The 14794-nt window shown below is 64.5% G+C and carries 12 protein-coding genes and 1 pseudogene; 2 read left to right on the forward strand and 11 right to left on the reverse strand.

Annotation, left to right across the window (positions count from 1 at the left end; genetic code table 11):
* Positions 1-90: 90 nt before the first annotated feature.
* The 10 genes and pseudogenes from gatB to PGC08_RS19440 form a co-directional block, all read right to left on the reverse strand.
* Positions 91-1572 carry an Asp-tRNA(Asn)/Glu-tRNA(Gln) amidotransferase subunit GatB gene (gene gatB, locus PGC08_RS13575; protein WP_069600503.1) on the reverse strand — a complete coding sequence of 494 codons (1482 nt, stop codon included), beginning with the start codon at positions 1570-1572 and terminating at the stop codon, positions 91-93.
* Entirely contained in the window at positions 1569-3071 is a 1503-nt protein-coding gene (gene gatA / locus PGC08_RS13580) for an Asp-tRNA(Asn)/Glu-tRNA(Gln) amidotransferase subunit GatA (RefSeq protein ID WP_009882663.1), read from the reverse strand. Before gatA ends, gatB begins: the two co-directional genes overlap by 4 nt.
* Entirely contained in the window at positions 3071-3376 is a 306-nt protein-coding gene (gene gatC, locus PGC08_RS13585) for an Asp-tRNA(Asn)/Glu-tRNA(Gln) amidotransferase subunit GatC (RefSeq protein WP_009882665.1), read from the reverse strand. Before gatC ends, gatA begins: the two co-directional genes overlap by 1 nt.
* Before the next feature lie 145 nt (positions 3377-3521).
* Positions 3522-4088, reverse strand: a complete 567-nt coding sequence (locus PGC08_RS13590) for a hypothetical protein (RefSeq protein ID WP_271708612.1) — start codon at positions 4086-4088, stop codon at positions 3522-3524.
* A 117-nt stretch (positions 4089-4205) separates the two neighbouring features.
* Positions 4206-6395, reverse strand: coding sequence for an NAD-dependent DNA ligase LigA (gene ligA, locus PGC08_RS13595; protein ID WP_271708613.1), 2190 nt, complete (start codon positions 6393-6395; stop codon positions 4206-4208).
* Positions 6392-7546 carry a hypothetical protein gene (locus tag PGC08_RS13600; RefSeq protein WP_271708614.1) on the reverse strand — a complete coding sequence of 385 codons (1155 nt, stop codon included), beginning with the start codon at positions 7544-7546 and terminating at the stop codon, positions 6392-6394. Before PGC08_RS13600 ends, ligA begins: the two co-directional genes overlap by 4 nt.
* Positions 7539-9551 carry a prolyl oligopeptidase family serine peptidase gene (locus PGC08_RS13605; protein WP_193069651.1) on the reverse strand — a complete coding sequence of 671 codons (2013 nt, stop codon included), beginning with the start codon at positions 9549-9551 and terminating at the stop codon, positions 7539-7541. Before PGC08_RS13605 ends, PGC08_RS13600 begins: the two co-directional genes overlap by 8 nt.
* Before the next feature lie 84 nt (positions 9552-9635).
* Positions 9636-10829: a tRNA 2-thiouridine(34) synthase MnmA gene (gene mnmA, locus PGC08_RS13610; protein ID WP_009882674.1), complete on the reverse strand. Its 1194-nt coding sequence runs from the start codon at positions 10827-10829 to the stop codon at positions 9636-9638.
* Positions 10826-11428: a cysteine desulfurase family protein gene (locus PGC08_RS19435; RefSeq protein ID WP_333937518.1), complete on the reverse strand. Its 603-nt coding sequence runs from the start codon at positions 11426-11428 to the stop codon at positions 10826-10828. Before PGC08_RS19435 ends, mnmA begins: the two co-directional genes overlap by 4 nt.
* Before the next feature lie 71 nt (positions 11429-11499).
* A pseudogene (locus tag PGC08_RS19440) lies at positions 11500-12000 on the reverse strand (aminotransferase class V-fold PLP-dependent enzyme); the annotation flags it as partial.
* 160 nt (positions 12001-12160) lie between these two features.
* On the opposite strand from PGC08_RS19440, the gene PGC08_RS13620 reads away from it, so the two are divergent.
* Positions 12161-12511 (forward strand): hypothetical protein, encoded by a 351-nt coding sequence (locus PGC08_RS13620; RefSeq protein WP_009882677.1) that lies wholly within the window; start codon positions 12161-12163, stop codon positions 12509-12511.
* The gene (locus tag PGC08_RS13625; RefSeq protein WP_009882678.1) at positions 12508-12975 is read left to right on the forward strand and encodes a hypothetical protein; all 468 of its coding nucleotides are present in this window, start codon (positions 12508-12510) and stop codon (positions 12973-12975) included. Before PGC08_RS13620 ends, PGC08_RS13625 begins: the two co-directional genes overlap by 4 nt.
* Positions 12976-13031: 56 nt before the next feature.
* On the opposite strand, the gene PGC08_RS13630 is transcribed toward PGC08_RS13625, so the two are convergent.
* A complete protein-coding gene (locus PGC08_RS13630; protein ID WP_271708615.1) occupies positions 13032-14756 on the reverse strand; it encodes a hypothetical protein in 1725 nt (574 codons plus the stop codon).
* Positions 14757-14794: the final 38 nt, after the last annotated feature.

The following is a 14794-nucleotide window of genomic DNA, read 5'->3' on the forward strand; positions in this document are numbered from 1 at the left end:
GGACTTCTTTGGTATCCGAGTCTAGAGGGTGTGGCTGGATCAATCCTGAGTTCTGTTCAGACGTCTGATTCTGTTCAGACGCTTGTGAACTCAGCCGTTGATCTTGGCAAGGATCAGGTCCTTGGCCTTTCCGGCGTCGGCCTGACCACGGGTGGCCTTCATGATCGGTCCCATCAGGGCACCGATGGCCTGCATCTTTCCGCCCTTGATCTTCTCGACCACGTCTGGGTTCGCGGCGATTGCCTCGTCGACGGCGGCCTCGAGTGCTCCGGTGTCTTCGACGATTTCGAGATTACGAGCGCTCATCACCTCGGCGGGTTCGCCTTCTCCGTCGGCAACGGCGGTGAGGACGTCCTTCGCGAGTTTGTCATTGAGCTTGCCGTCATTGATGAGCCCGATCAGAGCCGCGACCTGGGCCGGTGTGACGAGCTCGGCGGTGGGCTGGTCCTTCTGGTTGGCCAACCTGGCCACCTCACCGGTCCACCATTTGCGTGCCGCGGCAGGCTTCGCGCCGGCATTCACAGTCTCCTCGATTGCTTCGAGCAGACCGGCGTTGACGATGTCTCGCATCTCCAGATCGGAGAAGCCCCACACGCCTGCCAGACGGCGGCGCTTCTGGGCCGGCAGCTCGGGCAGGGTCGCCCGCAGCTCTTCGACCCACTCGCGGCTGGGCACGAGTGGAACGAGGTCCGGCTCCGGGAAGTACCGGTAGTCGTCGGCATCGGACTTCGGGCGCCCCGACGAGGTCTCCCCCGTGCCTTCATGGAAGTGACGGGTCTCCTGCACGATTGTCTCTCCGGCTTCGAGCCGGGTCGCCTGGCGGGCGATCTCGTAGCGGACCGCGCGTTCGATCGAGCGGAAGGAGTTGACGTTCTTCGTCTCTGTGCGGGTGCCCAGCGGAGCATCGGGGCTCTCGCGCAGGGAGACGTTGACGTCGGCACGGACGTTGCCCTGTTCCATGCGTGCCTCCGAGACATCGAGGGCACGGAAGATGTCACGCAGGGTCCGCACATAGGTGGAGGCCACCTCGGCGGCCCGCTCCCCTGTCCCGGTGATCGGGTGGGTCACGATCTCAACGAGGGGCACTCCTGCCCGGTTGTAGTCGACCAGGGAATGGTCGGCTCCGTGGATACGGCCGGTGGCGCCGCCGATGTGGGTGTTCTTGCCGGCGTCTTCCTCCATGTGAGCACGCTCGACCGGGATGGTGAACATCGTGCCGTCTTCGAGCTCGACCTCGACCGAGCCTTCAGCGGCGATGGGCTCATCAGACTGGCTGGTCTGGAAGTCCTTTGGCACGTCCGGGTAGAAGTAGTTCTTCCGAGCGAAGCGGCAGGTCTCTGCGATTTCGCAGCCCAGTGCCAGGCCGATCTTGATCGCGTATTCCACGCCCTTCTCGTTGACGACGGGAAGGGAGCCGGGCAGGCCCAGTGAGGTGGGAGTGATATTGGTGTTCGGTCCCCCACCGAAGGTGTTGGGTGCAGCGTCGAACATCTTCGTCGCGGTGCCCAGTTCGACGTGGACTTCGATGCCGATGACCGGATCGTACTTCTTGATCGCGTCTTCGTATTTCACTTGGTGGTCAGTCCTTCCGCAAGAGTATCGAGCACACGAGACCCGGAGGCTTCCAAGGCGGCTTCGAGCGGGCCGGCCACCTCGTACATCTTCACGTCCTCACGTGCCGGGGCGAGGATCTGGAATCCGACGGGCAGACCGTCGGACAGTCCTGCCGGCAGGGACAGGCCGGGGATTCCGGCGAGGTTGGCCGGGATCGTCGCCACGTCGCCCAGGTAGAGGGCCATCGGATCGGATGCCGCCTCGGCACCGAACTTCAGGGCCGTCGTCGGAGCCGTCGGCGAGACGAGGACGTCACAGGATTCGAAGGCCTTGGCGAAGTCGTTCTGCACCAGGGTGCGGATCTTCTGCGCCGAACCGTAGTAGGCGTCGTAGTAGCCAGCGGAGAGGGCGTAGGTGCCGAGGATGATGCGGCGCTTGACCTCGGCGCCGAATCCTGCGGCGCGGGTCGCTGACATGACCGTCTCTGCGGTGACCGGACCGGATTCGGGCTCGACGCGCAGTCCGTAGCGCATGCCGTCGTAGCGTGCCAGGTTCGAAGACACCTCGGAGGGCATGAGGAGGTAGTAGGCGTCGAGGGCGTAGGAGATCGACGGGCAGTCGACCTCGACGATCTCGGCACCGGCCGCTGCGGCAACGTCAAGAGCAGCGGAGAAGGCATCGCGGACGCCGTCCTGGTAGCCCTCGCCGCGCAGCTGCTTGATGACGCCGAGCTTCTTGCCCTTGAGGTCCGAGGTCTGTGCCGCGGAGACGAAACCTGCCACCGGGTCGGGCAGCGAGGTCGAGTCCAGCGGGTCATGACCGGCGAGCAGTTCGTGCAGAGCCGCGGCGTCGGCGACACTGCGGCCCATGGGACCGACCTGATCGAGGCTTGAGGCCATGGCGATGATGCCGAAGCGCGAGATCGAACCATAGGTCGGCTTGACTCCGACGGTGCCGGTGAACGCTGCGGGCTGTCGCACCGAACCGCCGGTGTCGGTGCCCACCGAGAGCGGAGCCTGGAAGCCGGCTAGTGCCGCTGCCGCGCCGCCGGAGGATCCGCCGGGCACGTGCTCGAGGTTCCAGGGGTTGCGGGTGGTGCCGAAGGCCGAATGCTCGGTCGTCGACCCCATGGCGAACTCGTCGAGGTTGGTCTTGCCCAAAACGGGAAGTCCGGCGGCCTTGACCTTGTTGTGCACGGTTGATTCGTAGGGCGGGACCCAGTTCTCGAGCATCTTCGACGCGGCGGTTGTGGCCACGCCTTCGGTGACGATGAGGTCCTTGAGCGCGACTGGCACCCCGGCCAGGGCGTGGACGTCCTCGCTGGCGCTGCGCTTGGCATCGACAGCCTTGGCGGTCTCAAGTGCGAGATCGTCGGTGACGGTGATGAATGAACCGAAGTCTGCTTCGGTGGCGTGGATGCGGTCCAGGTGAGCCTGGGTCACCTCGACGGAGGAGAACTCGCCGGCTTTCAGTCCTGCGGCGAGTTCGAGGGCGCTCTTGGTGGTGAGTTCGTTCATCATTCCTCCCCGAGGATCTGTGGGACGAGGAATTTGTCATCGGCGGATGCTGGTGCCGAGGCCAGAGCCTGCTCGCTGGTCAGGGTCTCGCCCACGACATCGGGGCGCAGCACGTTCGACAGTGCGATCGGGTGGCTGGTCGCCGGCACATCGTCGCCGGCCACTTCGTTGACCCTGGCGACATTGCTCAAAATTGTGCTCAGGTCACCGGCGAGCGACTTCAGCTCGTCTTCGCCCATGGCGATCCGAGACAGCGAGGCCAAATGCTCGACTTGTTCGGGGGTGATTGCGGAGGACTCCGTCATTCCCTGCCTTTCATCGGTCTGTTTACTCGTCAGCAAGTCTAGTCTCTTTGCCGGACCTGTTCTGAAGGGACCGATGTGAGGTTGTCCGAGCATCATTGCTCAGCTGCGTCGAGGCGCACGGGTCTCGCCGGGCAGGGTTCCGAACTCAGGCGACGGTGCGCTCTGGCCAGGTGCGCTCAGGCCAGGTACGTTCGCCCTTGATGTAGCTCGACAGGTCGCCGAGCACCCTGTCCGCGTCAGCTTGGGAGAATTCCCCTGCATCGACTCCGGCCTGCAGATCGCCCGCAAGGTCTGCGACCCGTGATTGGGCGTCGGCAGCGGTGTGTGCCACCAGGCCCGCGCCGTCGCTGAGGGCCGTGGCGCCGGCAGCTTCGATCCCGCCGCCATCAGGTGTCGTCTCGGCGCTGAGTGTCGTCTGGGCGCTGGTTGTTGTCTCGGCGTTGGGCTGAGCATCATCGGTGCGGTCGCGAGTTTCGTCCGCACGTGTTTCGTCATCACGAGTCTCGTCGTCGCGAGAATTGTCATCGTCACGTGTTCTGCTTGTTGTGACTGGTGCAGTGGTGGAGCCGGTCAGCGCGGGGGCCGCACGCTTGGTCGGCTGCTGTCCCGGATTGAGGATGTAGTCGGCAATGCCAGCTGTCAGCGGTGCTGTGGTGAGGACTGCGGCGAGGACGACGGCAGTGCCGGCGATCAATCGGGGAATTGCTTTCATGCTTTCACTCTTCCAGATCAAGCTGTTTCCCCACTTCAATGCGACTGTGATGATCCTTGGCATTCGATGTCGAATCGGTGGCAGCCAGGGAACGTGTCAGAATCGTGAACCGACTGATCACTCGATGCTTCCGGTCTCCAGGAGTATGCGGAAGGTGTCTTCGTCGAGGACTCTGACTCCCAAAGATTCGGCCTTCTCCAACTTCGATCCGGCGTTTTCACCGGCCACCACGTAGTCGGTCTTCTTCGACACGGAGCTTGCCGCCTTGCCGCCGGCGCCGAGGATCGCTTCCTTGATCCCGTCCCGGGTGAATGTGCTCAGCGAACCGGTGGCCACGATCGTCAGGCCCTCCAAGGTCTGCTCTCCGGTTTCCTGCTCCTCATCTTCCATCCGCACACCGGCTTCGGCCCAGGCCTCGACGATTTCGACATGCCAATCGACGGCGAACCAGTCGCGGATGCTCGCTGCGATCGTCGAACCAATGCCGTCGACGGCCGAGAGTTCCTCGAGTTCGGCCGCCCGGATCGCCTCAAGGGTGCGGAAGTGTGCGGCCAGGGTTCGTGCAGCAGTCGGTCCCACGTGCCTGATCGAGAGCGCGACGAGGACTCGCCACAGGTCCTGGTCCTTGGCCTTGTCGAGTTCGTCGAAGAGCTTCTTCGTATTCGCGCTCGGGGCGCTGGGCTTCTTCGCTGTGGGGCGCGTGTAGAAGTAGGGCACCAGCTCGCGTTCCCCGGTCTCCACGCCCTTGACCTTCTTGTTCCGCCAGATCTTCACCTCGGCTAAGTCCTCGGCCGTGAGGTCGAAGAGGAACGCCTCCGAGGTCAGCGGCGGTGACTCGGGCTCAGCCGGTGCGGTCAAAGCCAGCGCCGCCTCTTCGCCCAGGGCTTCGATGTCGAAAGCGGCGCGGGAGGCCAGGTAGAAGATGCGGTTGGCCAGCTGCGCGGGACAGGACCGGGCATTCGGGCAGCGCTTGTCCTTGTCCCCTGCCTTCTGCTCCCCCAGCTTCGTTCCGCAGGAGGGGCAGTGTGTGGGCATGACGAATTCGTATTCGCTGCCATCACGCTGAGCGACCACCGGGCCCAGCACCTCGGGAATGACGTCACCTGCCTTGCGCAGGGTGACCGTGTCACCGATGAGCACACCTTTGCGGGTGACCTCGTAGCCGTTGTGCAGGGTCGCTCGTTCCACCGTGGACCCGGCGACCGTGACCGGTTCCATCACCGCGAACGGGGTGACTCGACCGGTCCTGCCCACCTGGACCTGGATATCGAGGAGCTTCGTGGTGACCTCTTCGGGCGGGTATTTGAAGGCCGTGGCCCACCTCGGCGCACGTGAGGTATAGCCCAGGGTCTCTTGGACGGCGATGTCGTCGATCTTGATGACGATGCCGTCGATCTCATGGGTTACGTCGTGGCGGTGTTCCCCGTAGTAGGTGATGAAGTCTTCGATCTCATCGACGTTATCCAGCACCTTGAAGTATTCGCTGATGGGCAGGCCCCAGGTCCGGAACTGCTCATAGACCTCGGACTGATGGGCCGGTTCGGGATGGGAGCCATCGGCCGGTGTCCACACCGCGATGCCGTGGACGAGCATGTGCAGGGGTCGCACAGCGGTGACGGCGGGGTCCTTCTGGCGCAGGGATCCGGCGGCCGAGTTGCGGGGGTTGGCAAACGGGGCCTTGCCCTCTGCGACGAGGGCGGCGTTGAGTTCGGTGAACTTCTCCAGCGGGAAGAACACCTCACCGCGGATCTCGACTTCGGCCGGCGGGTAGTCGGTGTCGAGCTTGTCGGGGATATCGGAGATGGTGCGGACATTGGCGGTGATGTCCTCGCCGATGCGGCCGTCGCCGCGGGTGGCGGCGCGCACGAGTTCACCGTTGCGGTAGAGCAGGTTGACGGCGAGTCCATCGATCTTGAGTTCGCAGAGGAACTTCGACTTCGCCGAGGTGGCCGCCCGGACCCGGTCGTACCATCCCCGCAGCTCCTCGAAGTCGAAGACGTTGTCGAGGCTGTACATCCGCCCGATGTGTTCGACCGGATCGAAGGTGGAGGTGTCGACATTGCCGCCGACGGTCTGGGTCGGTGAGGAGTCGGTGACGAGTTCGGGGAATTTCTCTTCGAGATCTTCGAGGCGGTGGACGAGATCGTCGTATTCGGCGTCGGCGACCAGAGGCGAGTCGTCCTTGTAGTAGGCGGCGCGCTGCTCTTCGATCTTCTCCACGAGGTCTGCATGAGCTTGGGCACGGGCCGTGGCGTCTGAGAGGTCAGACGTATCGGACTCGCCGGAGTTGTCGGGCGTTGCGGTCATTCGATCTCCTCAAAGGCACGCCGCAGACCGGCGGCGATCATCATCGTTCCCGTGCTGATGTTCTTGGCACCATCTGCTGTGTCCCCCTCGACCGAGGACAGCAGCGGTGGGTAGGTCAGCGGAAGCTCTTCGCCCGCGAGGACGCCGAAATCACGCAGACTGGTCGTGCTCATGCCGATGCGGTTCCACGGCATCATGATTCGGTTCAACCAGTGCTTGACCTCCTTCGGCCTCGATCCTGCGGCAGGCGGCAGTCCCATCCATGTTCCGATCCCGGCCTCGGAGATCATGGCCAGCTGTTCCCAACCGTGTGCCTTCAGGCTAGCCAACGGCACTGACACGGCGGTGGCACCGGAATTGCGGACCACCTCAGCGGCGGTGATCTCCTTGCCCTGCAGCGGCAGGGGGTCGAAGTCGGGGAGGCTCAGCAGCACCGGGGGCAGATGGCGCAGCGTCGACTGGAGTGCGGCGTAGACCTGGGCTTCGGGGATGGCGGGCAGGGTGGCCCAGCCGGAGACCGTGGGCCAGGTTCCGGTGAGAATCGGGTGCAGGCGGGTCTCGACGAGGCGGATCACGGGCTGCATTCCCAGTGAGGCCAGCTTGTCGGCGAACGCGGCAAGACCGAACGCGTAGGCTTGGATGACGTCGCGACGAGCACCGTGGTCGGCCAGCACGGGTGCCCCGGAGGTCAGGCTCAGTGCGGTGACCAGGCTCCACGGCCCTGGCAGGGAGATCTGGACCTGGCCGGTGTAGCCCTCACCGTATTCGGCGATGGCGTCGAAGGCCTCGCTGAGGGCCGAGGATTCGAGTCGCTCGTCCTTGCCCGCCGCACTTGTCAGGCGCCAGCCGAATGAGGCTCGGTCGACGTGAAGCTCGGTGAGGAGTCCGACGGCACGACCGATCGCGTCGGCACCCCACCGATCCTCGGAGCGATGGGCGCTCAGCGGCACCGGCGGCAGCTGTTCGCCGAGGTGGGTGAACGCTGCTGCGGCAGCCTCGCGGACGGGGCTGTTGGCGATGTAGCCTGCGGCACCGGACTTCGATCCGGCCCCGGTCTCTGGTCTGGGGCCCGGAATCCAGATGCCGGTGGTCGTTCCGGCCGGTTCCAGGGTTGCTGTGGTGTCGGGCGGGGACGCGACAGGTTCAGCCATGGTTGCGGCTGCGTGGGATTCCGAAGACGTCGGCATAGAACCCGAACTCGCTTTCCAGGGAATCGATGATGGTTTCGGTGCGGACGAAGCCGTGGGATTCGCCCTTGTACAGACGGTAAATGTACTCCACTCCGGTCAGTTCCAACATATCGACGAAGTCCTGAGCCTGATTGGGTGGGACGATCGGGTCCCGATCGCCTTGCATGATCGCCACCGGGACTCGGATCTGGCTCGTTCGTCTGATGGGTGAGCGGGTGATGTAGGCGTCTTGGGCCTCTGGCCAGGGTCCGACCAAGCCGTCGATGTAGTGCCGTTCGAAGTCGTGGGTGTCGACGACGAAGCGCATCAGGTCGGTGACCCCGAAGTAGGAGGTGCCGCAGGCGAAGACGTCCGAGGAAGCCAAGGCGGTGAGCACGGTCCACCCTCCCGATGAGGCACCGGAGATCGCGATGCGATCCGGGTCGGCCAGTCCCTCGGCGACCAGTGCTTCGACTGCCGCGACGGCGTCGGCGACGTCGACGATCCCCCATTGGCCGCGCAGTCGGTTGCGCCAGGCTCGACCGTAGCCGGTCGAACCGCCGTAGTTGACCTCCATCACGCCGATGCCCCGGGACGTGAAGTAGCTGGATCGGGCCGACATGTCCGGGGTCGCCTGCCCTGTGGGTCCACCATGGATGGAGATCACATAGGGCGGGAGTTCCCGGTCGAGGGCGGTGAATCTGGGGTTGTGCGGTGGGTGGATGACGACGGGGACTCCGCCGAGGACTCGGGTGCCAGGACGCGAGTAGTAGTCCTGATGAGCGTCAAGACGTTCTTGGGCGATCTCGGTGAAATTTCCAGTGACTCGGTCGACAGCGTAGAGGGCTCCGGTCGAGTCCGCGGATTTGCCGGTCAGGAGGACATGGCTGTCGTTGAGATCGTGGAGTTCGAGGCTGCCGAAGGGCGCTCCGGGCGGAGAGATCTCCTCGACGTCACTGCCGGGACCGTCCTTGGGCGAGCGTGGGAGACGTGCCCGGATCAACGAGGCGGTATCGGATTGGGAGTGGGCCCAGATCTCCTCGTCATCGCTTAGGTACCAGTTGGTTCCCAGCTGCCAGAGGGCGCCGCCGATCTCACCTCCTGTGTCGAGGACCGGTCGCAGCTCGGAGATGTCGAGTTGGTCAACGGAACTGTCTGCTTGACCTGCTGATCCGTTCGCTGCAGCCTGTCGATCGCGGACAAGGCAGTCGACCTGTTCGAAGTCCAGTGAGTACAGGCTCCAGGTTCCGCTGTGGTCGGAGCTGAGGATGAGCGAGGAGTCCGAGGTGAATTCGGGTTGCAGGAGGGAGACGTCGTGCCCGGCCAGCACTGCCACGGCCGGTATGTCGGAGGTGCGCACGTCGATGAGCCACAGGTTCGTCGAGTCCCAGGGCATGTTGGGATGTTCCCAGCCGATGAACGCCAACGTCGAACCGTCCGGAGACAGTCGGGGGCTGGCCATGAAGTAGGAATGACGGGAGAGCACATTCGTCGTCCCGTGCCGGGTGATGAGCACGATGGCTCGTTCCCTGCGCGTTGACCGGCAGTCTTCGCGTACGCACAGCAGACCCCAGCGCGTCATCGTCAGGTCTCCGTAACGGATGCGGCCGGAGGTGTCCGGGGTCAGCGCATGGGGAGCCTTGCCCGGGATGATCTGCCAGATCCGCTGGTCGGAAGCGTTGACGAAGTAGATGACTTCGCTGTCGGGATCCAGGGCCCAGGCCGCTCCCCCGTATTCGTGCACCGAGGACCGGATGTTGAAGTCCGCGGGCAGCACCTGTTCCTTCAGGCCCGGATGCGAAAGCGTCGTCCGAACCAGCCCGGTCCGGGAATTCTCCGCCGGAACCTTCGTGGAGAAGTAGATGTGCTCACCACGGAAGGCGGCATCGAAGATCGGCGCGGAACCGGCAGCCACCTCCGCAGCGCTGAGCGGTGACGACCAGGTTCCGAAAGGTGCCGTGACGACATCTTGGGGAAATTCCTTCATACCCCCAGGTTAACGCAGGGGCGAGGAGCACAGCTCAGTCACCGAGGTGGGCCGTGACCTCAGGCGCTGTGGCAGTCTCTGCCCTCAGACGCCGAGGCGGTCCTTGGCTGTCACGTCGATCGTGGCCTGCCCGAGAACTCGGGTTCCGCGGTAGATGACCATGGTCTGTCCGGGTGCGACACCGGAGAGTTCCTCGTCGACGTCGATGTGCATGAGCTGTCCGGCCGGTCGTGCGGCCGGAACCTCGACCTCGTCGACGATCGGGTTCACCTCGTGCTCGGGTGCCTCGGAGATGTAGTCACCGAGCCAGGCTCGAGCAGGAACAGGGTCGCTGTGGGCCCGGATCTGGACTTCGCAGTCGATCGCGGTCGCCGGTTCGCTGCCGATGTCGGTCGGTGCCGGACCGGCCCAGGTGGTGCGGATGCCGGTGAGGTGGGACACCGCGAGATCGCTGCGGGAACCCACCGTGACAGTGTTCGAGGCCGGGTCGAGACCGGTGACGAAGCGAGGCTGGCCATCGGCAGCCGGCTTCTGGATGCCCAGTCCCTTGCGCTGGCCGATGGTGTAGGTCATCGCACCGTCGTGTTCGCCCAGGGTCTCACCCTCGGCGTCCTTGATGAGGCCAGGACGCATGGGGATCTTGTCTGCCAGCCATGCCTTCGTATCACCGTCGGGGATGAAGCAGATGTCATAGGAGTCGGGCTTGTTGGCCACGGAGAACCCACGTTCGGCGGCTTCGGCGCGGACCTCGGCCTTCGAGGCGGTGGCGCCGATCGGGAAGTAGCAGTGCTCGAGCTGATCCCCGGAGAGCACACCGAGGACGTAGGACTGGTCCTTGGCCAGGTCCTCTCCGCGGTGGAGTTCCGGGAGACCGTTGTCGTCGCGCAGCACTTCGGCGTAGTGGCCTGTGGCGATGGCGTCGAAGCCCAGCGCCAGGGCACGGTCGAGGAGGGCGGCGAACTTGATGCGCTCATTGCAGCGCATGCACGGGTTCGGTGTGCGTCCGGCCGCGTATTCGGCGATGAAGTCATCGACGATGTCTTCCTTGAACCGCTCGGAGAAGTCCCACACGTAGAACGGGATGTCGAGCATCCCGGCCACGCGGTGGGCGTCCCGGGAGTCTTCGATCGTGCAGCAGCCGCGTGAACCCGTGCGCAGGGTTCCGGGCATGCGGGACAGGGCGAGGTGAACGCCGACGACTTCATGGCCGGCATCGACGGCGCGTGCTGCGGCGACCGAGGAGTCGACTCCGCCGGACATGGCGACGAGAATTTTCATGATGCTCCTTGCATCCAGCGTGGAGTGGCCGAGACCATTCCAGCCTGGTGTGCTTGTTCGACGACTTCGGGCAGGACCGCGAGAAGTCGATCGACTTCCTCTTCGGTCGAGTCGTGGCCGAGACTGAATCGTTGGGCTGATCTGGCGACGTCTTCCTCCATGCCGCAGGCCAGCAGCACGTGGGAGGGTCGGGAGACCCCGGCCGAGCAGGCCGAGCCCGTCGAGGTCGCCAGTCCTCTCGCGTCGAGGCCGAAGAGAAGGGAATCGCCCTCACATCCGGAGAATGTGAAGTGCGCGTTCGCGGGCAGCCTGCCCCCACCTCGGCGACCGGAGAGGGTGGCGTTGGGGATCGTGTCCTCGATGCCGGCGATGAGACGGTCGCGCAGGAATGAGAAGCGAGCGGCCCGAGCCTCGATGTCGGAAGTGGCGAGTTCGACGGCCTTGGCGAAGGCGACGGCACCGGCCACGTCGAGCGTGCCGGAGCGGACTCCGCGTTCCTGACCGCCGCCGTGCAGGATCGGTGCCGGGGCTGCGCCGCGGTCGAGCAGCAGTGCGCCGATGCCCACGGGGCCGCCGATCTTGTGGGCGGTGATCGACATGGCGGTGGCGCGAGCTCGGCGAAGTTCAGCGGAATCTGGCCCAGTGCCTGCACCGCATCGATGTGGAAGGGAATTCCGAGTTCCTTGGCGGCAGCGCCGATTTCGGCGATCGGCTGCAGGGTGCCGATCTCATTGTTCGCGGCCATGATGGAGATGAGCGCGGTGCGTTCTGGGTTCCGACGCAGCTCGATCAGGGCCGCATCGAGGTCGAGGTATCCCTCGTCGTCGACGTCGAGGTAGATGATTTCGGCACCTTGGCTGCCCAGCCATTCCACCGAGTCGAGGATCGCATGATGTTCGATCGTGGTGGTGAGTACGCGGGGGCGAACCGGTGCGTCGAAGGTGGAGTTGTTGCGGGCTAAGTAGAGGCCCTTGAGTGCGAAGTTATCGGCTTCTGTGCCGCCGGAGGTGAAGATGACCTCGGATGAGGTGGCGGCGCCGACACCGCGGGCAATGTCCTCACGGGCGGTCTCGATGCGCATCCGCGCGGCCTGACCCACGGCGTGCAGAGCCGAGGGATTGGCCCGTCGGCTCAGCTCAGCGGTGTAGACGTCGAGCACCTCTGCCGGCATCGGCGAGGTGGCTGCGTGGTCAAGATAAATCGGCACTCTCCCTATTTTAGGCCGCGAAGGGCACTTCGGCCAGGATCAGTGCCGCATCTCACCCGAGACTCCGGGCAGATCCGGGCACCGCAGGTTCCGGGTGCGTACCAGCGCCGACTAAACTGGGGCTGTGTTCACCGTTTTCACCTACGTGCTCTATGCCGTCTCCGCCGTGCTGGCCATCTGGTCGATCGTCGAAACCATCCGCAACAAGCCCGCCGGCAAACTGCTGCTCGGTGCGACCGCTTTCCTTCTGCTGCTGCTCATCGTGCAGCTGGTGCTCTCGATCGCCACATTCGGTTCGACTCACGACATCGATCCGCTGCTGTACTTCGGCTACGTCATCACCGCGATCCTCGTCATCGCCCTGGCTGGCTTCTGGGCGTTTGCGGAACTGAGCAGGTGGGGACCTGGTGTGCTTGCGGCGGCAGGACTGACGGTGATCGTCATGATCGAGAGATTGGACCAGATTTGGCAGTGAAGAAGCGAGAAGAGATCGCCGCGGCGAAGCAGGAGCGGGCCGAGAAGCGCAGCCGTTCACCGTACTCGGCGATGCACACCGGACCGGGTCGGGCATTGACCGCCGTCTACGGTGTCTTCGCACTGTCGGCGACCGCACGTGCCGGCTACCAGGTCATCCGCGAGTTCGACGTGGCCCCGATTGCGTATTCGCTGTCTGTGCTCGCCGCCGTCATCTATATTGTGGCCACGGTCTGCCTGGTCATCGGCAACCGCGTCTCACACCGGATTGCGATCGCTGCCTGCCTCGCCGAATTCCTCGGCGTCATCATCGTCGGCATCCTCAGCTTCACCCACCCCGAAGACTTCGCCAAACCCTCAGTGTGGTCGTCCTTCGGCAGCGGCTACGGGTACATCCCACTCATCCTGCCCCTCATCGGACTCTGGTGGCTCTTCCTCGTCGGACGCAGAATCCGCACCACCTGACTAGTCAGGCCCCACCTCGGCGGGGCCTGACTAGTATTGTCACCTGCGGTCCGCTGTCACTCGATGCGTGAGGACAGCACGTTCCAGTCGGTGGCCACGGCACTGAGCTGATCGCCGGTCTTCATCAGCACATACGGGTGGGCGGTGTCGACCTTGACGGTGTTACCTTCCTTGTCATTGGTCTTCACTGCTTCGATAGTGTCGCCCAGATCGACCGAGTAGTCGTCGGGAACCTCGATCTTCATGGTGCAGCGGACTTCGCCCATTCCGATCGCACCGTGTTCGGTGCTCAACGTCATCGCGGTGAAGTCGAGCTTCTCATAGGGCTTGCAGGAGATGTCGACCTTGTCGAAGCCGGAGTCCTTGCCCCGCAGGTCGCCCAGGTAGTCCCTGAAATCCTTGAATCCGCCTTCTTTGAGCCCATCGGCATCGCCCTTACCGGCCTTGCCGTCGACGAGGAAAGTAGACACCTGGTCCGCAGCCGTCGTCATCTCCTTGTCGAAGCCCTCCGGGCCGGGCTTGACCGACCCGTTCCCGTCGGCCATCAGCGTCGGCATCTGATCGGTCGGAATGTAGGAGGCGGTGCGCACGATCGGGTCGGCAGCTGCCGACTCGCGAGTCGCCAACTGCACCTGTGTGAGCTTCTTGTCGCCCTTGCTGGTGCCGAATGCGTAGAACCACATCGGATACTCGGTGAAGCTCGGGCTGCCGGCGACGACCTCGCTGAAGTTCGGAGCCCGCAGCTTCTGCTTCGCCTTCTCCGCGATCTGCATCTGTGCTCGGGTGTGATCGATGAGGGGCTCGCCCTGGATCTTCTCCAAGTCGGTGCCGCCGTCTTTGAGGGTCTTATCGAGAGCCTCGGTGTAGCCGGTCATGAAGTCCCCGGCCTCGCCCGGGCGCAGCGCCGTGCGCTCATAGGGCGTGATGTCGGGGCTGTGCGGCTGAGCCACGGGCAGCGCGCTGCACCCGCTCAAGGCCAGTCCCGAAGTCAGGGCCGCAGCCGTGACCGCGCGCATGGATCGTCTGCCGCGCGCGTTCTGGCGCCGAGGTGGCGCTGGGTTCGCCCCGCCAGGGTTCTTCACGAGGCGCGAGCTCTGCACACGTCCCGTGTTGGTTCCGTCCGCAAACGTGGCGTCGGTATCCGTTCCGCCGCCACTGCCAGAACCTGGGCCTGAGCCGCGGGTGCCGGGGCGGGCCTTCGTGCTCTTCTTCTCCGGTCGGATGCAGCCGTTGAACCAGCGCAGGAAGAAATAGGCGCCGAATCCGGCCAAGATGATGCCCAGAGCGATGCCGATGAGACTCAATGCCAGGACTCCTTCCACACGCATCTTCAACGAGACCGTGGTGCCCTCAAGGCTCTCGCCATCGTTTGCTGCGGAGATGACGAGAACCTGGGGATCGGCGTCGAGGTCGAAGGTCTTCGCGACCTTCTCCCCCGAGTCCTTGCTGATCCACCAGTCCCGGTCCGTGATCGCGGCTTCCGGTTCGGCATCGCCGGGGATGTACCGGTGCTCGAGAGTGTTGGGGAACTCTACGTTACTGACCTGCTCCTGCGCCACTCCGTCGAGGATGCTGTCGGTGTCGACGCCGTTGGCGGTGCCGACGAACAGTTCCGTGCCCTCGGAGTTCTCGGCCTCAACGGTCACGCTGGTGCCAGAATATGGAACGATCGCCTCATCGAGGACGACGGCATAGGCGCCGTCCTCGACGGTGAAGGGTTTGGTCTCGGTGACCTCGTCGGTGCCGACGACGGACAGAGCGGAGACAACCAGAACTGCCACGATCACCGCTGCGAGAGCGAAGAGAATGGCTGTGGTGA

Origin of the sequence: Brevibacterium sp. BDJS002 (assembly GCF_028201555.1) — a bacterium.
In the GTDB taxonomy this organism is placed as follows: domain Bacteria; phylum Actinomycetota; class Actinomycetes; order Actinomycetales; family Brevibacteriaceae; genus Brevibacterium; species Brevibacterium aurantiacum.